Origin of the sequence: Flavobacterium endophyticum (assembly GCF_003634455.1) — a bacterium.
GTDB classification, from domain to species: Bacteria; Bacteroidota; Bacteroidia; order Flavobacteriales; family Flavobacteriaceae; genus Flavobacterium; species Flavobacterium endophyticum.
In genome coordinates this window covers 1,140,624-1,160,117 of record NZ_RBLC01000001.1, presented here as the reverse complement: position 1 = coordinate 1,160,117, position 19,494 = coordinate 1,140,624, and the positions used below count along the sequence as shown (strand labels likewise).

Sequence of the window (19,494 nt, the reverse complement as noted above, 5' to 3'; positions counted from 1 at the left end):
AAGAGGATGGAGATGCTTTTTTTAATCAATTTACTTATGACAAAGGTTGGAGATTGTAAATTATTTAGCAACCCAAAAGTAATAAGTGGTCAAATACGGGCGTAACTGGTCACTTTTTTGGTGTAACTGTTTTTTTGGATACTAAAAAAGCCATCAGATTTGGTGTCTGATGGCTGCTTTTTTTGTCATAAAAACAAGAAAATGATTCTTTTTGCTAATTTTTGATCTTGAGAAAGACGTTAAAGTCGTCTTGCTTTCTTTTGGAGATAGGCAATAATACGCCGCCTGCCATTTCGCAGTAGCTTCCGTCTCTTTTTACTATTCGGAGCAGGTGCTGGATATTGACGATATAGGAATGGTGTATTCTGAAAAAAGACAAGGGATCTGCAACAGTCTCAAAATACTGCAGGTTTTTGCTTGATATGTATTTCTTTCCTTCTGTGGTGGTATGCAGGATGGTATATTTGTTATCGGCTTCGATATATATGATATGGCTGTTTCGTACTAGATCGACAGCATCCATAGAGGGTATGGCTAAATAGTCTTTGTTTTCTGGCACGAGCGATTGAAAATCGCTGGATATGTTTTTTTGGAAATCGAAATACTGTTTCTGCTCGATGTTTTTTATGGCTTTGTTTACGGATAGGACAACATCTTCGATCAATATCGGCTTTAGGATATAGTCAACAGCATTGTACTTAAATGCTTTTATGGCATATTCGTCATAAGAGGTGACAAAAATGACCTGCGCCTTGATGTTTTCTATTTTGTCAAGAATATCAAAAGCGTCGCCTTCATTAAGCCGGATGTCTAAAAAGATAATGTCGGGCTGCTTGCTGTTAATTTCTGAAACGGCTTGGGCTACAGTAGTTGCCTGGCCGATGACCTCGACATTTCGGCAATAGGTAGTAACAAAATGTTGCAGTATAGCACTATTATTGACCTCGTCATCTACTATCAGCGCTCTATAAATGTTCATGTCGTGCGAAATTAGGTTCTACTAAAAAGCTGGGCAATTGTTTTTTTAAAATTAAAAAAATTTAACAGATGTCAAACATTAAATCAATTTATTTTCAAGCGTATAACAACCTTGGTTCCTGACGGCACTCCTTCTTTTTCTAGGTCGATGATTTCTAGGCTTACGGAGTCTTTATAAGAATCGTTCATTATCTTGATGCGTTCATTTACAATAGTAGTTGCCCAAGACTTGTGCGTTTCTGTTTTGTTTTTAGACAGCAGCGCTGCCGCTGCCCTGCCGATACCATTGTCTTCTATGGTTACTATAAGGTAATGGTCTTGAATCGTAAAATGAAGAACCAGCTTGCGGTCTTTTTTTCGGGATAATCCGTGGAGGATTGCGTTTTCGACAAAAGGCTGTATCAACATCCCAGCCAATGCTATGTCGGAAGTATTCTTGATGCTGTCTTCAACGACTATCGAATAGTCTAATTCGTCATTCAATTGCATTTTATTAAGCAGCAGGTAATTGGTGATGTAGTCTATTTCGTCATTCAGCGTTACCAGCTCTTGTTTTGACATGTCTAATGTCAGCCTGAGCAGCTTGGAAAAAGCACCAAAGTATTTGTTGACTTCTCTTTCGCCTTTTAATATCAAGACGCTCTGCATATTGTTGAGAATGTTAAAGACAAAGTGAGGATTCATCTGGGCTTTTAGCGCGCTCGCTTTGAGCTCGATGATTTCTTTTTCTCTTTCGAAAATTCTTTTCTGCTTCTTGCTGCGCCTGATAAACAGATAGATAACAAGAGCCAACACAGAAAGCAGGGCCAAGCCCATAAAAAGAGGGGTCTTGTAAAATAGCTGTTCTACATGCAGGCGGATTTTGATTTCGTTGGCAGTTTCTATTCCTTTGGCATCTTTTCCTTTTACCCGCAGCACATAATTGCCAGGCGGCAAGCTGGGAAGTTCTATAGAGCCTGAAGTTCCGGCATCGATCCATTCCTCCCTGAGCCCTTCGATCTTATATAAATAGCTGTTCTTTTCAATAAAAAACAGTTCGTTAATAGAAAAGATGGCCGAAAAGTAATTCTTGTTATAAGGAAGGCTGATGGTCTGTTGGTCAAGATTTAGATAATCTGTTATGTTTTTATTTTTGTCTTTTGAAAAATAAGAGGAGCTGTATAAGAAAAGAGTATGGGGGTGTTTGGAACTGATTTCTATTTTTTCGGGATTGAATTCTACAATACCATTGAGGCCTCCGAAATAAAAGGAATTATTGTTTTTCTTATAGGAAGATCTTACATTAAATTCATTCTCACTGAGTCCGTCTTCTTTATAATATACTGTAAAAAAGGCTTTCTGCTTGTCGAATCGTGACAATCCGTAATAGGTAGAAAACCACAGCGCGTCCTTGCTTTCTATTATGCCGCAGACGATGTTGTTGGAAAGCCCGTTGGATTGGGTCAGGTTTTTGAATCGGTTGGTTTTAGGATCTAAGAAAACAATCCCTTTGCCATCAGTACCCATCCATAAATTGCCTTTCTCGTCTTCGTGCAGTACCAGCAGGTTTTTATAATCAAAAGATGGATTTAGGGTATGGTAGTTGATAAAATCCTTGCCTTTTTCTTTCACGAACAGCCCTTGTCGGGTCGCTATCCATTTTTTCCCGTTTCTGGCTTCTATAAAGCCGAATACGGAAGTGTTCCCCAAGAAATAGCCATCTTCTACATAAGGACTTGTTTTTCCGGTCTTTTTATCGAAAACAAATAGGCCCTGATCTGTTCCTAGCCAAAAAGCATCGGATGATTTTTCTTTTAGGCACTGAATCGCCAAGCCATCTGTCTGTTCAAATTCTTTTTTTGTATGCGTATTCAGATTCACTCTTTTGATCCAGTTGTATCCTTCTGTAGCCCATAAGATAGAATCATTTTTTTCTAAAAACAAAATGTCATAGACTCCGTTTTTTTCGCCCTTGACTACAACTTCTTTAGCTTTTTTGTGTCCGTTCTCTTGCGTATAAAGACCTTCGTAGGTTCCGATGTAGAGGTTGTTTTTTGAGTCCGCCACAATGCCTCTGGTACTGAGCTGCCTGTTGTTGAATTGTAAGATTCTTTCGAAATGGCTCGGTGTTACCAATAGCTTGTATAGCTCATCATAAGTCGATATCCATATAAAATTAGGATGGTGCTTGTTGGAAGCTATGGAAATGGGCTTTTTGAAGTGCAGGGTATCGATAGTGCGAATCTCATTCGTATTCTTATCAATCTCGTTGACGAAGAGATTGGAGTCGTCTGCAATAAAAAGCTTGGAATCGGCAATGAGCGTATTGTTGCTCCAATCGCAATTGCCCAGATAACAGTCTCCGTCGCCATACGAATAGTTGAACAGCTGCAGGTCTAATCCTTTTAAGTAAATATACTTGTAGGCAGTAGCATTGTATTTATAGTAGCCACTGGTGTTTTTTGCAACAATTTTACCATTCTCAAAGAGGGCAAAATCATAATTGATATCTTTGTCTATGGCTTTAAGGTCGCCAAAAAAGTGCAATCCTTTGGCATCGATGTAAAAAAGACGAAATCCTGATTTGGCGATGATCCTGCCATCCTCTAGGGTCTTCATTATATCAAAGCTTTCTTTTTTATTTTCTAGTATGGGATGGGTAACCTGAGTCACCTGTCGGTCAGGAGTGATTTTGATTAAAAAACGCGATCCATTGCTGATCCATAGGTTGTTTGCTTTGTCTTTGGCAATAGCAGATTTGATTCGTAAGCCCTCTGTAGGATATTGGATGCATTCTACTTGAAGCTTGTCTGGCGTTATGAGATAGGCTTTGTTCAGTTCGGCAGCCCAAATCGTATTATTGGAATCTTGTATCCAGGCATGGCTCGAGATATAAAAGCTGTCATAGTAGTTGTCTTTGTCTTTATGAAAGCGATACCGAAGCTTATTCTTTCCGTCAAACCTATAGAAATCGCCATCACGATTGGTAGCATACCAGACAAATCGGTTGTTATCAACAAATGGGGCGCTGCTTAAAAGATAGGTGTTGTCTTTGTCTCTGATCTGCGCTTCCTTTAAAGCAAGTTCCTGTCCAAAACCTTGGATAAAGTACAGCAACGCTACTATTAAGATTCGGACGCGCATAAATATAAATTATGAAGCCAAAATAGTTATTTTTAGGTAAATAAATACATTTGGAAGGTTTGAGAGATAAAAAAGGATTCGGTCCTATAATTTTTTTCTGATCTATTCCATAATTGGTAAAAAAGGTACCAGCTGATATAGTACCGATAGAACATAAAAAAACCCCGCTAAAGGCGGGGTTTTAAGGTTAAAAACTATAGTAATCTATCAAAATTTAGTTCTTTTTAAGAGCTAGTTTTTTAGTAACTGTCTTATTCTGATAATCTATTTTTACATAATAAATACCTTCTGCAAAACTATCAATTGATAAATCCGATTTTGATAAAGAAGGTTTGAAAGTAGTGATGACCCTTCCAAGATTATCTGTAATTGTGATAGTATCAGCCGTTACACTTCCGGTTTCGACAGTAAATTGTCCGTAACTTGGATTCGGATAAATGGTAACGTTATTTTGAGCAAATTGCTCATCAATACCAAGAGGGTTTCTGCATGTAATCGATTTTAGTCTGACAGAATTTTGAGAACCACAGTTTGCATTGGTGTGTACATAATAACGGATAACACCTACATTGCTTCCAGATGACCAGTTCAGTGGAGTAGGTCCGCTAGCTAAAATTGTCATTCCATTATCATCTGTGATAGTAATATAATCCGTTGCTACTGAGCTTGAGAAGGTATATTGCTGACCAAAATTGATATAGACTTTTGCATACTCTCCAGCATAGCCTTCAGAAATGATCTCAGCAGTTCCCATACAGCCAATCTGCACAGCTTCTACAGGATGAGGACCGTATACAGCACCGTTACAACCAACAGCAGGAATCGCATCAAAACTTCCGCCATAAACCCAGTCTCCTTTTGTAGAACCACAATTAGCGCGTACCCAATAAGCATAATTCGTTGCAGGGCTCAGTCCGCTCACAACCGTTGAAGTGTAGTTGTTAGAAACGGTATGCGTAGGAGTGGTATTGTAATTAGGAACAGTATTGCTGTTTACAACATACAAATCATATCCTGCAGAAGGTGTTGGAACTGGAGGTGTCCAGCTGATTAGAGCAGAGTTTGACGTTACGTTAGATGCCGAAACATTGGTTGGTAGACCACAGCCTCCAATCGGAGTGCTGCTGCACGTAACCGATTTTACTCTGATAGCATCTTGAGCCCCGCAGTTTGCATTGCTATGTACATAAAAACGGATAGACCCCAAATTGGTTCCTGATGCCCAGCTTAGTGGCGTAGTTCCACTTGCATACACTGTCATTCCAGAGGCATCCGTGATAGTGATATAATCCGTTGCTATTGAACTTGAAAAGACATAATACTGACTGAAATTGATGTAAATCTTTGTAAACTGACCGGCAAGACCTTCAGCAACTATCTCAGGGCTTCCAGTACAAGCGATCTGAAGGGTTTCTGTAGGATAAGATCCGAATATAGCACCATTACAACCAACAACAGGAATAACATCAAAACTTCCGCCATACACCCAGTTTCCTCTTGTTGAACCGCAATTTGTACGTACCCAATAGTTGTAATTTGTTGCAGGACTCAATCCGGTAATCAGTCTTGTAATGTCAGAAGATAGATGCGTAGGAGCAGTATTTGCAGTAGGAGCAGTATTACTTTGTACAACATACAAGTCATATCCCATAGGTGCAGGAAAAGGCCCCGCCCAGTTAATTCGAGCTGAATTTGATGTTATGTCAGTTACTGAAAGGTCGCTTGGTACACCGCAACCTGCAGGAGCAGCGACACACTTAATAGAACGTATTCTATCTGCGTTCGCAGTTCCACAGTTTGCATTGGTATTCAAGTGGTACCTTATAATACCTGAAGTAGAGCCTGAACTCCAGTTTAAAGGCGTTACTCCGCTTGCCAAAACTACTGTTCCTGTAGCATTTGTAATCGTAATGTAATCTGTGGCAACCGAACTTGTAAACGTGTACTGCTTGTTGTCCATTACATTGACATTAGAATATTCTCCTGCCCACGCATCAGCAACTATTTGTTCATTAGCTCCTGTACACGCTGGCGTGAAAGTCGCATTAGGATACAATCCGTTGGTAGCGCCATTACAGTTTAGAGCCGCAATGGTCGTAAAATTCCCACCAGATACCCATGCACTTTTTGTAGTACCGCAATTGGATCTGATCCAATAATAGTAAGTTGTAGCAGCTGCCAATCCGTTTAGAACACCCACACCTGCATTATTACTTACAACAGTAGCAGTGGTATTGGCATTCGGAGCGGTATTTGTAGTAATGATGTAAATATCGTATGTAGAAGGCGCAGTTGCTGGAGCAGTCCAATTCAATCGGCTTGAATTTGATGTTATGTTTGTAACCGATAATGCTGTTGGTACACCACAATTTCCTGCCGGAGCATCAACACACTTAATAGAACGTGTTCTTACTGCGTTTACAGTTCCACAGCTTGTATTAGTATTCAAGTGGTATCTCACAACTCCCGTAGTAGAACCCGATGTCCAGTTTAAAGGAGTTACTCCGCTTGCCAAAACTACCGTTCCTGTAGCATTTGTAATCGTAATATAATCGGTAGCAATTGAACTCGTAAATGTATATAGCTTATTTGCCACTACGTTTACATTTGAATATTCTCCTGCCCACGAGTCATTAGCTATTTGTTCAGTAGCTCCTGTACACGCTGGCGTGAAAGTCGCATCAGGATACAACCCGTTGATAGCACCGTTACAATTTAGGGCAGCAAGGGTCGTAAAATTCCCACCAGACACCCATGCACTTTTTGCAGTACCGCAATTAGATCTGATCCAATAATAGTAAGTTGTAGCAGCTGCCAATCCGTTAAGAGTGCCCACGCCTGCAGTAGTACTTGTAACAGTAGCAGCAGTATTGTCATTCGGAGCGGTATTTGCAGTAACGATGTAAATATCGTATGAAGCAGGCGCAGTTGCAGGTGCCGTCCAGTTCAATCGGCTAGAATTTGAGGTTATGTTAGTAACCGATAAAGCGCTAGGTGCACCACAAGTTGGAGTAGCGGCACATTGGATATAACGCTGTCTGTTGATGTTCTGTGTACCACAGCTTGAATTAGTATGTATGTAATATCTGATGACACCAGATGTTGAACCTGAATTCCAAACCAGTGGAGAAGGACCGGTAGCCATCGCTACATTTCCAACCGGATTCGAAATAGTGATAAAATCACCTACTTTCGAACTTGAAAAAGTATAGTCTTTGTTAGCCGTTACATTGATATTGGAATATTCACCCGCATAGGCGTCGTTAACAACCAATTCAGTAGATCCGGTGCACGCTGGAGTAAATGTGGCTTGTGGATGAAGATCCCCACTGGTACATCCTCCTACAACACCACCGCATTTAATTGATTTGATTCTTGGTGAAGCCTCAGTTCCGCAAGAAGAATTACTATGCAGATAATATCTGATGCTTGCCCAATTGGAGTTGTTAACCCATACAAATGGTGTTTGTCCGGAAGCATAAATGGTAGCTCCGGTAGGATCGGTAATAGTAATAAAGTCTGTCGATACAGAACTGCTAAATGTGTATTGCTGATTGCTGCTTACAGAAACATTTGTATATTCTCCTGCATGAGCATCGGTAGCGATTTGCTGCACAGTTCCGTTACAGGTTACATTGACAGTAGCTTGAGGATACAGTCCGTAAGGAGCGCCGTTACAGCCAGCACCAGCAGGATTGGTCCTGAAAGAACCGCCAGGAACCCAAATTCCACCATTGGCAACACATCTAGTTCGTACCCAATAATAATGTGTTGTATTGGCGGCTAATCCCGACACTTGAGCTTCTCTAGAACCTGCTGCCTGCACAGTTGGAGTTGTATTTTCAACAGGAGCAACTCCCGTAGTGTTCACATAAACATCATAGGATGTAATCTGCCCTATAATTTGAGCGTTCCAACTTACTTTACAAGAGTTCGACGTGATATTCGAAACCGAAAGTGTATTAGGAGAATCACAAGAATTGTCTATTGTTGTAGTCTTTAAAACTAGATCCGTTGTTATAAACGGATTAGTTTCGCACTGTGCATTGGTGTGAACGTAAAAACGAATCGTTTGAGGATAAGGTGGTGTAAAGCTTACTCCATTCGAACCATTTAATCCGCTTGCAAATATCTGTGAACCGTTAGCATCGGTAATCGTAATATACTCTGTAGGACGGTCACTTTTGAAAGTGTAACGGGTAGCCGTTGAAAATGTATTCACCCGGAAGTATTCACCCGGATGGGTATTGCCACTGATGATGCGTTCATTGTTGTCATGAATGGGGGTGTATGCTTGTGACGAAGATGGACCTCCGTTAGTGCATTGCGCACTGACCTTCTGGATAAAGCATATAAGTGCCAGAAGGTACAGAAAAGTAATTTTTGTTCTCATAGTTTGTATTTAAGGTTTGCTTTTTAATTTTTAAATGCTAAAGTAAACCGACATGATTTTGATGGCGAGGCAATCTAATTTCATTATTTACAGTTTAATCGCATGCAATAATAAATCAAAGAAAAAATATAATTTCAGCTAATGAATAAGCGAAGCTTTTTTGGATATAAGCGTAGCGAATTAGAGTAAAATCGTTTTTATGAGAAAAAGAATTTTACAATTTTGGAGGTACAAGTATTATTTTCGCATTGAGTAGATACAGATTATGGTTTTCAAACATTCATCAATGCTTGATTTGGATATTATTTCAAAGGATTTTTTACGATAGAACTCGAAAAAATACAACATAAAAAAAGACGATTTAGTTTGATCAAACTAGATCGTCTCTTGTGGTGGAGAAGATGGGATTCGAACCCACTACCTCTTGGCTGCCAGCCAAGCGCTCTAGCCAAGTGAGCTACATCCCCAAAGCTGAGGCAAATTAAGGCAATTAATTTTCAAAAAGCAAATGCCTTGGAGTGAATTTATTTCTCAAAACCGTAACTTTACGGACAAATATTTTTTTATGACAACAGAAAGGCAAAACGGTTCGCTCTATACCACTATCGAAAATAAAATAGCAACCGTTGAATTTGGACATCCGGCCAGCAATTCTTTTCCTAGCGAGCTGCTGCAGCGACTGACAAAAGAACTCAATGATTTAAGCAACAATCAAGAAGTCAACCTGATAATTCTTAAAAGCGAAGGCGAAGGCGCTTTTTGTGCCGGAGCTTCTTTTGACGAGCTGCTGGCTGTTTCCAATTTAATTGAAGGAACGAGCTTTTTTTCAGGCTTTGCCAACGTAATCAATGCGATGCGAAAATGTTCCAAGCTGATTGTCGGACGTATCCATGGTAAAGCTGTAGGAGGGGGAGTAGGACTGGCTGCTGCATGCGATTATGCATTTGCCACAGTAGACAGCGCCATAAAACTTTCAGAATTGGCAATAGGTATCGGCCCATTCGTCATCGAGCCAGCCGTTTCTAGAAGGATAGGCAAAAGTGCTTTGGGCGAAATGACTTTAGCCGCTCATGAATGGAAAAACGCCTATTGGGCTCAAGAAAAAGGTTTGTATGCCAACGTTTTTGAGACTAGAGAAGAACTGGATAAGGAACTCGAAATTTTTGCTTCAAAATTAGCATCCTACAATCCTGAAGCATTATCAGAAATGAAAAAAGTACTTTGGGAAGGAACTGAAAATTGGGAAACGCTTCTCTATGAAAGAGCTTCAATTTCAGGCAAGTTGGTTTTGTCAGATTTTAGCAGAAATGCCCTGAACCAATTCAAAAAGTAACTAAATTTGCATCTAAATAAAATAGAATGAGCAAAATCAGAATTACCAAGCAATTCAGTTTCGAAACGGGACATGCGCTTTATGGCTACGACGGAAAATGTAAAAACGTGCACGGACATAGCTATAAATTATCGGTAACCGTTATCGGAACTCCAATTTCAGACAATACAAACGTGAAATTTGGAATGGTGATTGATTTTTCAGACTTGAAAAAGATTGTCCGCGAAGAAGTTGTAGATGTTTTTGACCACGCTACTGTCTTTAATAAAAATACGCCCCATATCGAACTGGCTGAGGAACTCAAAAGCCGCGACCACCACGTCATTTTAGTAAACTATCAGCCGACAAGCGAAAATATGGTGATTGATTTCGCCGCAAAAATCAAAAGCAGGCTGCCCGAAAACATTACATTGCATTCCTTGAGGCTTCAGGAAACCGAAACCTCATTTGCAGAATGGTTCCAAAGCGATAATTAATTGTACGCTGGAAACAAAATCACTGTAATAAATCTTCTTCAAACGTATGAATCTGAATAAGTTAAATAAATACGATAAGGCCTATCTTCGTATTGCAAAAGAATGGAGCCGGCTGTCGTATTGCAAAAGAAAACAAGTTGGCGCAATTATTGTGAAAGACAGGATGATTATTTCTGACGGATACAATGGAACGCCATCTGGATTTGAAAATTCTTGTGAAGGTGCCGATGGCCTGACATTATGGTATGTGCTTCATGCCGAAGCCAATGCGATTCTGAAAGTGGCTGGTTCAACACAATCTTGCGAAGGTGCCACATTATATATTACGTTGTCGCCTTGCAAGGAATGCAGCAAATTGATCCACCAATCGGGAATAAAACGCGTCGTTTATCAAGAAGGCTATAAAGACGATTCAGGAATACAATTTTTAAAAGATGCAGGCGTTGAGGTAGTTCATATCTCCGAAACCGAAATGAATGAAAAACAATAAGATATATTTGCCTTTTATCATTTTTGCCGCTCTGGCGATTGGAGTGGTCTTGGGAGGAATGCTCAATTTTCCGTCCCAAGGCGTAGCGTTTTCTAAAGCCAATCCTAAAAATAAACTCAACAAGCTCCTTGATTTTATTGATCGAGAATATGTCGATAATGTCAATACCGATTCGATTGTCGATTTGACGGTAACAGGCATATTGGACAGGCTGGATCCGCACTCTGTCTACATAGCGAAAAACGAATTTGAGCAGGTTTCTCAAAGCATGAAAGGCGATTTTGTAGGCATTGGCGTCAATTTCTATATGTACAATGATACCGTTGCCGTAATAAAACCTGTGGAAGGTGGACCTTCTGAAAGGGCCGGAATCAAATCGGGCGACAGGATTCTTTTTGCCAACAATTATAAGCTCTTTGGAAGAAAAATCACCAATGATACGCTCTTTTCCAAACTAAAAGGAAGCGTGGGTTCTGATGTAGAGCTGACGATTTACAGGAAAAACGAAAACAAAAAGCTGAAGGTAAAAGTGAAGCGCGATATCGTTCCGATAAAAAGCGTTGATATTGCTGTAATGGTAAATCCTGCGGTCGGTTATATAAAAGTGAATCGTTTTGCCGAAACTACTTACGATGAGTTCGAGACAGGACTTTTAAATCTCAAAAGACAAGGAGCCAAGACGCTTATTGTGGATGTACGCGATAATGGAGGCGGCTATTTAGACAAGGCAATCGATATTGCGGATGACTTTTTGAAAGACGATGCCTTGATCGTATTCACCAAAAATAAAAAAGGAAGAATCGACAAGACCTATGCTACAAGCGATGGCAGTTTTGAAAACGGAAAAGTATATATACTGATCAACGAAAACAGTGCTTCTGCCAGCGAAATTCTTGCAGGCGCCATACAAGATAATGACCGCGGACTGATTGTTGGAAGACGTTCTTTCGGAAAAGGACTTGTGCAGCGCGAAATGCCTTTGGGCGACGGATCTGCCGTACGTTTGACTGTGGCGAGATACTATACTCCAACCGGACGCTCGATCCAAAAATCCTACGAAAAAGGAAGCGAAGAATACTTTAAGGAATTTGAAAAACGCTTCGAATCCGGAGAATTATATAAGTCGGATAGCATTAAGGTAGCCGATACCCTAAAATTCAAAACACCAAAAGGACGCATTGTATATGGCGGCGGCGGAATCGTTCCGGATATTTTTGTGCCTTTAGAAGTAGAACATGGCGAAGAGAGCATCGCTTATATGATGCAGTCGGGTCTGGTAGGTTATTTTGCCTTCGAAGAATTGGATAAAAAGCGCGATGATTTTAAAGGCTTGAGCTTTGAGCAATTCCAAGCAAAAATGCATAATTCCGATGCCTATTTCAATACATTTCAGAAATATTTGATTAAAAACGGCGTGCTTTTGGACTTGAAACATACCAAAAATCTTGTAAAACGCTACCTGGCTGCCGAGTTTGCACGACAATTGTATGGCGACGATAAATATTATGAAATCGTCTTGAAGGAAGATGCCATGATTAAGGCCGTTTTGGAAAGAAAATAATTTCATCAAACAAAATAAAAAAGCATCCGTTATGGATGCTTTTTCTGTTTATATAAATCATAAATTTATTTTCGAATACTGTCGTGTACTTGCGAATGATTGCCGTTATTCCACAATGTCAAGATATCGGTAGCTACTGAAGCTCCGCTTCCTGCCGCAATAGACAATTGGCTTCTGAGTCCTGCCAAGGTCCCAGCCACATAAATTCCTTCTGCAACTAGATGATCTTCGTTTTTTAACTGGATTCGGTTCTTTTCTACAATCGCTTTTTTGTGCGGTATTACATAATCCATTAAGCCTTCAATCGCAAAAGTATTGGTAGCGTTAATCGCGACTACGATGATTTTTGTCTGGTAAGAATTTTTGTTGGTCGTAACCGTAAAGTTTGGATATTCGCCTTCCACGCTCATGACCTTTTCATTTTCAATCTGCGCCACATGAGGATAAAGCGATGCCAGTTGCGCTTTGCTTTCTTCCAATAATTCCGAGCCTAATTTCCCTGCCGGAATTCCGTAAGCATTATTAAAAACAGCATCTTGAAGATTCGATGCTTTCTGGTGCGTAAAAATTCCGATTTTTTTATCTGCAGCAAAAGCTTTGTTTCCTGCAGAACCCAAAACCAAGGCGCATGACATTCCTGAAACACCGCCTCCAATGATTAAAACGTCAAACATAAACTATTTGTCTTTTGTTTTTTCTTCAATCATTTTTGACATCCTAAATATCAAAAGGATAAAGATAGCGCAGAAAGAAGCTGCAATTCCAATCAATCCAACCACGCTGTCTCCTTCGAATAAGTGGTCGAAATCTAGGATCGTGATGTTGAAAATGATTAATGCTAACGCTAAAAATATTAATATATAAGTAAAAATTTTCATTATAAGAAGGGGTTGTCTAATTATGAATTGTGAAATTAATAAAATCTATTTTAGATGAAAAGTCCTTTAACATTGGCGCCAAATAATTTAACAGCAATAGCCAGCAAAATCACGCCGAAAATTTTTCGGATAACGCCAAGGCCATTTTCGCCAAGCAGTTTCTCGATTTTTGAAGACGACTTTAAGACGGCGAAAACTACGATTATATTTATGATTATGGCAACAATTATGTTTATTTTTTCATACTCCGCTCTCAAGGAAAGAATAGTAGTCATCGTTCCAGCTCCGGCAATCAAGGGAAAGGCAATCGGAACGATAGAAGCGGTGCTGGGATTGTCTTCTTTATAAAGACGGATTCCTAAAATCATTTCTAAAGCCAGGAAAAACAATACGAAAGAACCCGCCACAGCAAATGAACTTGCGTTGATGCCGATCAGTTTCAAGATTTCCTCGCCTACAAAAAGAAAAGCGATCATGATAACACAGGCTACGATTGAAGCTTTTTCAGATTGAATATGCCCTACTTTGGAACGCAAATCGACAATAATCGGAATGCTTCCGACAATATCGATAACAGCGAACAAAACCATGCTAACAGTAAAAATCTCTTTCCAATCGAATCCCATAACGATGCTTTTTGAAGCTGCAAAATTATTTTATTTAAAATGGAAATACGCTAACGATAAGTTAATTTTTTGTTGGTATTATATTCTGAAAATTAGACACTTAAAAGTTTAACATCAAATCTAAAGTCTAAAATCTGAAATCTGAAATCCAAATTGTATCTTTGCAACATGTTTCAATTAGGAAAAACCATTGTCTCTGAAGACATACTAGAAAAAGAATTTGTGTGCAACCTTTCGGCTTGCAAAGGGGCTTGCTGTGTTGATGGCGATGCCGGTGCACCTTTAAATGAAGAAGAGACAAAAATTTTAGAAGCTATTTACCCTAAAGTAAAGCCGTTTCTTCGCAAAGAAGGAATTGCAGCAATCGAAGCGCAAGGCACTTGGGTAAAAGGTACCGATGGCGATTTGGAAACGCCGCTAATTGATAATAAAGATTGCGCCTATGTAATCTTTGACGGAAAAACCGCGCTTTGCGGTATCGAACAAGCCTATAATCAAGGTATTGTAGATTGGAAAAAACCAGTTTCTTGCCACTTATATCCGATAAGGATTAAGGATTTCACCGAGTTTGCCGCTGTCAATTATGATAAATGGGAAATCTGTGACGATGCTTGCTCTTTGGGTAAAGAATTAGAAGTGCCCGTTTACAAATTCGTGAAAGAAGCGTTGATTCGCCGCTTTGGAGAAGACTGGTATATGGAGCTCGAAAAGGTCGCTCAAGAACTTAAAAATCAATAAGTTTTTTTAATCTCAAATTTTAAATTTTCGGATGTGTCAGTTCCTATATTTTATAGGAGTTTACAGCGTTTTTTACTTTCTAATTGCTTGTTTTTCAGTTAATTGGAAAAATGTAAAAAAGTAAGAATTAAATTACCTCTTGTTAAAAACTATGTCCAATTGTGGATAAGTTTGGCTTTCATTTACCGATACAAATGACAATCTTTGTAGTGTAAAGAAATCAAAGAATAATTTCCTATAAAACAATAAACGTCAAGATAGTATGGCAGCGATAGAACCAATTTTACAAGAAAACAAGAATAGATTTGTCATTTTTCCTATCAAACACCACGATATTTGGGAATGGTATAAAAAAATGGAAGCTAGTTTTTGGACAGCTGAAGAAATTGATTTGTCACAAGATTTAAATGACTGGAATAACAAGCTTAATAATGAAGAGAAATATTTCATCAAGCATATTCTAGCTTTTTTTGCCGCATCTGACGGGATTGTAAACGAAAATCTTGCCGAAAACTTCGTGAACGAAGTGCAATATGCAGAAGCAAAATTTTTCTACGGTTTTCAGATTATGATGGAGAACATTCATAGCGAAACCTATTCGCTTCTGATTGATACTTACGTTAAAGATGAAGCCGAAAAAGACGAATTATTCAATGCTTTGGAAGTTTTTCCAGCCATACGAAAAAAAGCAGATTGGGCTCTAAAATGGATTGAATCTGACTCATTTGCCGAAAGGTTAATCGCTTTTGCAGCTGTTGAAGGAATCTTTTTCTCAGGCGCTTTTTGCTCGATTTACTGGTTGAAAAAACGCGGTTTAATGCCAGGTTTGACATTCTCAAACGAATTAATTTCTCGTGATGAAGGCGTTCACTGTGACTTTGCAGTGCATTTGCACAACCACCACTTGGTCAATAAAGTTTCAAAAGCCAGAATCAGAGAGATAATTGTTGAGGCATTAAACATTGAAAGAGAATTCATTACCGAATCGCTTCCTGTAAGTTTGATCGGAATGAATGCGGGACTAATGACACAATATCTGGAGTTTGTAACCGACAGATTATTAGTAGAATTAGGATGTGAAAGAGAATACGGAACGGCAAATCCTTTCGATTTCATGGACATGATTTCGCTTCAAGGAAAAACTAACTTCTTTGAAAAGAAAGTGTCAGAATACCAAAAAGCTGGAGTTTTAAACAGCGGAACAGGGAACGACAGCGAATCGCAAAAAATTAGTTTCGACGCCGATTTCTAGATACTTAGAAGCCAGACACCCTTTTGTCCTTTAAACCATTTTCTGGATGATGCAGACTATTTTCTTTTTGAGAAAATAATTCTTCTTTCATCAAGACCAAGAATCCATTTCGATGGATTTTCTTAACCTTTTTAATAATCCCGAATGGTCTTCCATTCCCTAACCAAATTTGTAAACTTATGTATGTAGTAAAAAGAGATGGCCACAGAGAGCCGGTAATGTTTGATAAGATTACGGATAGAATTAAAAAATTATGCTATGGCTTGAACGATCTTGTTGATCCGGTAAAAGTAGCAATGCGCGTTATCGAAGGGTTGTATGATGGTGTTACAACTTCAGAATTAGATAATCTTGCAGCAGAAACAGCAGCTTCTATGACGATTGCCCATCCAGATTATGCCCAATTGGCAGCAAGGATTGCAATTTCGAACCTGCACAAAAACACCACAAAATCGTTCTCAGAAACGATGAAAGAAATGTTTTTCTATGTAAATCCAAGAACCAATCAAGAAGCGCCTCTGCTTTCGGAAGAAGTGTATAACGTAATCCAAGAAAATGCGGCTTTCCTTGATTCTCACGTGATTTACAATAGAGATTTCAACTACGATTATTTTGGATTCAAGACTTTGGAGCGCTCGTATCTGTTGAAAATAAACGGAAAAATCGTAGAAAGACCACAGCACATGCTAATGCGTGTTGCTGTAGGAATTCACTTAAATGACCTAGACGCGGTGTTAGAAACCTACGATTTGATGTCGAAAAAATTCTTTACGCACGCGACTCCGACATTATTCAATGCTGGAACTCCAAAACCGCAAATGTCTTCTTGTTTCCTTTTGGCAATGCAGGACGACAGTATCGACGGAATCTACGATACGTTGAAACAAACTGCAAAAATCTCGCAATCGGCAGGCGGAATTGGTTTGTCAATTCATAACGTTCGTGCGACAGGATCATATATTCGTGGTACTAACGGAACATCAAACGGAATCGTTCCGATGTTGCGTGTGTTCAATGACACGGCTCGTTATGTAGACCAAGGCGGCGGAAAACGCAAAGGAAGCTTTGCGATTTATATCGAAACTTGGCATGCCGATATCTTTGAATTCCTAGATCTGAAAAAGAATACAGGAAAAGAAGAAATGCGTGCGCGTGACTTGTTTTTCGCTATGTGGACATCAGATTTGTTCATGAAACGTGTTCAGGAAGATTCTACTTGGACATTGATGTGTCCAAATGAATGCCCAGGATTGTACGATATTTATGGTGACGAATTCGAAGCACTATATACATCTTACGAAGCACAAGGAAAAGGAAGAAAAACCATCAAAGCAAGAGAATTATGGGAGAAAATCTTGGAATCTCAAATCGAGACCGGAACACCATACATGCTTTATAAAGACGCCGCAAACCGCAAATCGAACCAAAAAAATCTTGGAACGATTCGTTCGTCTAACTTGTGTACCGAAATTATGGAGTACACTTCAAAAGACGAAATTGCAGTTTGTAACTTGGCATCCTTATCATTGCCAATGTTCGTTGAAAACGGAAAATTCAATCATGACTTGCTTTACAGCGTAACAAAACGCGTGACAAGAAACTTGAACAAAGTAATCGATAGAAACTATTACCCAGTTCAAGAAGCAGAAAATTCAAACCTACGCCACCGTCCGGTTGGATTGGGAGTTCAAGGTTTGGCAGATGCTTTCATCTTGTTGAGAATGCCTTTCACGTCGGATGAGGCTAAAAAACTAAACCAAGAAATCTTCGAAACGCTTTATTTCGCTGCAGTAACTGCTTCGATGGAAATGGCGAAAGAAGAAGGTCCATATTCTACTTTTGAAGGTTCTCCAATTTCTCAAGGAGAATTCCAATACAATCTTTGGGGATTAAAAGACGAAGAATTATCTGGTCGTTGGGATTGGGCTTCTTTGAGAAAAGAAGTGATGGAAAACGGTGTGAGAAACTCTTTATTAGTAGCTCCGATGCCGACAGCTTCAACGTCTCAAATTCTTGGGAATAATGAAGCTTTCGAACCTTATACTTCAAACATCTACACCAGACGTGTTCTTTCTGGCGAGTTTATCGTCGTGAACAAACACTTGTTGGAAGATTTAGTGAAACTAGGACTTTGGAACGAAGACTTGAAACAAGAAATCATGCGTCATAATGGATCCGTTCAAAATATTGATGCGATCCCACAAGATTTGAAAGAACTTTACAAAACAGTTTGGGAAATGTCTATGAAAGACATCATCGACATGTCACGCCAAAGAGGTTATTTCATTGACCAATCACAGTCGTTGAACTTGTTTATGCAAGATGCTAATTATGCAAAACTGACTTCGATGCATTTCTATGCTTGGCAATCTGGATTAAAAACCGGAATGTATTATTTGAGAACTAAATCTGCAGTAGACGCAATTAAGTTTACATTGAATAATGATAAAAAAGCAGAGCCTGTAGCAGTTGAAGCTGTTGCAGAACCAGCAATTGCTGTTGATGAATTCAGAGCAATGCTAGAACGTTCTAAAAATGCAGAACCAGACGATTGTGAAATGTGCGGTTCATAATAATAGTATAAAATACCATTTCAAGAAAACAGCCGTCATTTGATGGCTGTTTTTTATAGCAATAGTTTTAGTCTTAGTATATTTGCTTGCAAAATTAAGAGCGCTTGAGTACTTTATATTTCAGAGATCGGGAAAATGTAAATTTAGAAGATGTGGTTTTCGAAGCATCTGTGTCTGAACAGATCAGTCAGTTTCTAAAAGAACAACAGTTTTCTGAAATTTTGCACCATTATGAGCTTCCTGTTGCCAATAAAATATTCCTGTACGGAAAGACCGGATGTGGCAAGACCATGACAGCAAAGGCTATAGCAAAAGAATTGGATAAGAAGATTTTTATAGTGAACCTGTCGACTATCGTATCTTCAAAGCTAGGAGAGACGGCAAAGAACATTCATAATATCTTCAAAGAATCCAATCACGAAAGCTCAGTGCTGTTTTTTGATGAATTTGATTCCTTAGGACAGATCAGGGATTATGATAACAAAGACAGCAGCGAAATGAAACGTGTTGTGAATGCTCTATTGCAATTGATTGATAATTTTCCAAAGAATTCGATATTGATTGCGGCAACCAATCAAATCCAAATGATTGACGAAGCACTGCTTCGAAGATTTGAGCTCAAGCTGGAGTTCATATCGCCATCAGACCAAGTTTTAGACGGCTATTACGACAAGCTATTGTCGAAGTTTCCAATAAAATACCAAAATGTAGAAAGAAAGTATGCTATTTCTTTTTCCGAAGCTAAAGATTTCCTCTTTAGTCAGGTGAAAAACAATATTATTCTAGACGAAATGTCGAAGCTTTCCTAATCAAAACAAATTATTTACTTTAATCTCAAACAAAATGTCAAAAGAAAAAAAAGGAGTTTATACCGGAATCATAGAAAAAGATGAAAACGGAAATTATTTCTGCGGACCGTACCTTCTAGATTACCAATACACCGAAGCCAATTTTAAGATTGGAGACGAAGTAAATATCAAGTCGATAATTGAAAATCCTAGCGATAAGACCTATCAGCAATATCCAAAGAAATCTAAGAATTTCTTTTTGTCGAACTTAAAAGAATAATTTCA

General features: G+C 39.0%; 15 protein-coding genes and 1 tRNA gene. 9 read left to right on the top strand and 7 right to left on the bottom strand.

The window, feature by feature from the left end:
• Positions 1 to 214 precede the first annotated feature (214 nt).
• From CLV94_RS05425 to CLV94_RS05410, 4 genes are all read right to left on the bottom strand, one after another.
• Complete coding sequence (locus CLV94_RS05425; RefSeq protein WP_121375405.1) at positions 215 to 979, bottom strand: LytR/AlgR family response regulator transcription factor; 765 nt, start codon at positions 977 to 979, stop codon at positions 215 to 217.
• 83 nt (positions 980 to 1,062) lie between these two features.
• On the bottom strand, positions 1,063 to 4,101 hold the full coding sequence (locus tag CLV94_RS05420) for a sensor histidine kinase (RefSeq protein WP_121375404.1): 3,039 nt from the start codon (positions 4,099 to 4,101) through the stop codon (positions 1,063 to 1,065).
• Positions 4,102 to 4,315: 214 nt separating this feature from the next.
• Positions 4,316 to 8,494 carry a fibronectin type III domain-containing protein gene (locus tag CLV94_RS05415; protein WP_121375403.1) on the bottom strand — a complete coding sequence of 1,393 codons (4,179 nt, stop codon included), beginning with the start codon at positions 8,492 to 8,494 and terminating at the stop codon, positions 4,316 to 4,318.
• 390 nt (positions 8,495 to 8,884) lie between these two features.
• Positions 8,885 to 8,961: transfer RNA gene (locus CLV94_RS05410), tRNA-Ala, on the bottom strand.
• A gap of 98 nt (positions 8,962 to 9,059) precedes the next feature.
• Between CLV94_RS05410 and CLV94_RS05405 the strand changes: the two genes are divergently transcribed.
• From CLV94_RS05405 to CLV94_RS05390, 4 genes are read left to right on the top strand one after another with little or no spacing between them, the layout of a single operon-like run.
• Positions 9,060 to 9,827: an enoyl-CoA hydratase/isomerase family protein gene (locus tag CLV94_RS05405; protein ID WP_121376235.1), complete on the top strand. Its 768-nt coding sequence runs from the start codon at positions 9,060 to 9,062 to the stop codon at positions 9,825 to 9,827.
• 26 nt (positions 9,828 to 9,853) lie between these two features.
• Complete coding sequence (locus CLV94_RS05400) at positions 9,854 to 10,303, top strand: 6-pyruvoyl trahydropterin synthase family protein (RefSeq protein ID WP_121375402.1); 450 nt, start codon at positions 9,854 to 9,856, stop codon at positions 10,301 to 10,303.
• 46 nt (positions 10,304 to 10,349) lie between these two features.
• Complete coding sequence (locus CLV94_RS05395; protein WP_056067869.1) at positions 10,350 to 10,793, top strand: deoxycytidylate deaminase; 444 nt, start codon at positions 10,350 to 10,352, stop codon at positions 10,791 to 10,793.
• On the top strand, positions 10,780 to 12,354 hold the full coding sequence (locus CLV94_RS05390; RefSeq protein WP_121375401.1) for a S41 family peptidase: 1,575 nt from the start codon (positions 10,780 to 10,782) through the stop codon (positions 12,352 to 12,354). The genes CLV94_RS05395 and CLV94_RS05390 overlap by 14 nt, the downstream gene beginning before the upstream one ends.
• A 65-nt stretch (positions 12,355 to 12,419) precedes the next feature.
• Here CLV94_RS05390 and CLV94_RS05385 read toward each other — a convergent pair whose 3' ends face one another.
• The 3 genes from CLV94_RS05385 to CLV94_RS05375 are packed head-to-tail and all read right to left on the bottom strand — an operon-like array spanning position 12,420 to position 13,858.
• A complete protein-coding gene (locus tag CLV94_RS05385) occupies positions 12,420 to 13,028 on the bottom strand; it encodes an FAD-dependent oxidoreductase (protein ID WP_121375400.1) in 609 nt (202 codons plus the stop codon).
• Positions 13,029 to 13,031: 3 nt separating this feature from the next.
• Entirely contained in the window at positions 13,032 to 13,232 is a 201-nt protein-coding gene (locus CLV94_RS05380; protein ID WP_056067874.1) for a hypothetical protein, read from the bottom strand.
• 50 nt (positions 13,233 to 13,282) lie between these two features.
• Entirely contained in the window at positions 13,283 to 13,858 is a 576-nt protein-coding gene (locus CLV94_RS05375; RefSeq protein ID WP_121375399.1) for a MarC family protein, read from the bottom strand.
• A gap of 168 nt (positions 13,859 to 14,026) precedes the next feature.
• Here CLV94_RS05375 and CLV94_RS05370 point away from each other — a divergent pair, with 168 nt between their 5' ends.
• The 5 genes from CLV94_RS05370 to CLV94_RS05350 all read left to right on the top strand — a co-directional run bounded on the left by CLV94_RS05370 (position 14,027) and on the right by CLV94_RS05350 (position 19,489).
• Positions 14,027 to 14,596 carry a DUF3109 family protein gene (locus tag CLV94_RS05370; protein WP_121375398.1) on the top strand — a complete coding sequence of 190 codons (570 nt, stop codon included), beginning with the start codon at positions 14,027 to 14,029 and terminating at the stop codon, positions 14,594 to 14,596.
• 262 nt (positions 14,597 to 14,858) lie between these two features.
• Positions 14,859 to 15,848 (top strand): ribonucleotide-diphosphate reductase subunit beta, encoded by a 990-nt coding sequence (locus tag CLV94_RS05365; protein WP_121375397.1) that lies wholly within the window; start codon positions 14,859 to 14,861, stop codon positions 15,846 to 15,848.
• 179 nt (positions 15,849 to 16,027) lie between these two features.
• Positions 16,028 to 18,421: a ribonucleoside-diphosphate reductase subunit alpha gene (locus CLV94_RS05360; protein ID WP_121375396.1), complete on the top strand. Its 2,394-nt coding sequence runs from the start codon at positions 16,028 to 16,030 to the stop codon at positions 18,419 to 18,421.
• A 104-nt stretch (positions 18,422 to 18,525) separates the two neighbouring features.
• Positions 18,526 to 19,230, top strand: a complete 705-nt coding sequence (locus tag CLV94_RS05355) for an AAA family ATPase (RefSeq protein ID WP_121375395.1) — start codon at positions 18,526 to 18,528, stop codon at positions 19,228 to 19,230.
• A gap of 34 nt (positions 19,231 to 19,264) precedes the next feature.
• A complete protein-coding gene (locus tag CLV94_RS05350; RefSeq protein ID WP_121375394.1) occupies positions 19,265 to 19,489 on the top strand; it encodes a hypothetical protein in 225 nt (74 codons plus the stop codon).
• The last annotated feature ends 5 nt before the right edge of the window (positions 19,490 to 19,494 follow it).

Bases quoted from the DNA above. Each gene is read 5' to 3' on its own strand.
- CLV94_RS05390 (WP_121375401.1), top strand. From the start codon at position 10,780: ATGAAAAACAATAAGATATATTTGCCTTTTATCATTTTTGCCGCTCTG.
- CLV94_RS05415 (WP_121375403.1), bottom strand. From the start codon at position 8,494: ATGAGAACAAAAATTACTTTTCTGTACCTTCTGGCACTTATATGCTTT.
- CLV94_RS05425 (WP_121375405.1), bottom strand. From the start codon at position 979: ATGAACATTTATAGAGCGCTGATAGTAGATGACGAGGTCAATAATAGT.
- CLV94_RS05375 (WP_121375399.1), bottom strand. From the start codon at position 13,858: ATGGGATTCGATTGGAAAGAGATTTTTACTGTTAGCATGGTTTTGTTC.
- CLV94_RS05420 (WP_121375404.1), bottom strand. From the start codon at position 4,101: ATGCGCGTCCGAATCTTAATAGTAGCGTTGCTGTACTTTATCCAAGGT.
- CLV94_RS05405 (WP_121376235.1), top strand. From the start codon at position 9,060: ATGACAACAGAAAGGCAAAACGGTTCGCTCTATACCACTATCGAAAAT.
- CLV94_RS05360 (WP_121375396.1), top strand. From the start codon at position 16,028: ATGTATGTAGTAAAAAGAGATGGCCACAGAGAGCCGGTAATGTTTGAT.
- CLV94_RS05370 (WP_121375398.1), top strand. From the start codon at position 14,027: ATGTTTCAATTAGGAAAAACCATTGTCTCTGAAGACATACTAGAAAAA.
- CLV94_RS05385 (WP_121375400.1), bottom strand. From the start codon at position 13,028: ATGTTTGACGTTTTAATCATTGGAGGCGGTGTTTCAGGAATGTCATGC.
- CLV94_RS05350 (WP_121375394.1), top strand. From the start codon at position 19,265: ATGTCAAAAGAAAAAAAAGGAGTTTATACCGGAATCATAGAAAAAGAT.
- CLV94_RS05400 (WP_121375402.1), top strand. From the start codon at position 9,854: ATGAGCAAAATCAGAATTACCAAGCAATTCAGTTTCGAAACGGGACAT.
- CLV94_RS05395 (WP_056067869.1), top strand. From the start codon at position 10,350: ATGAATCTGAATAAGTTAAATAAATACGATAAGGCCTATCTTCGTATT.
- CLV94_RS05365 (WP_121375397.1), top strand. From the start codon at position 14,859: ATGGCAGCGATAGAACCAATTTTACAAGAAAACAAGAATAGATTTGTC.
- CLV94_RS05380 (WP_056067874.1), bottom strand. From the start codon at position 13,232: ATGAAAATTTTTACTTATATATTAATATTTTTAGCGTTAGCATTAATC.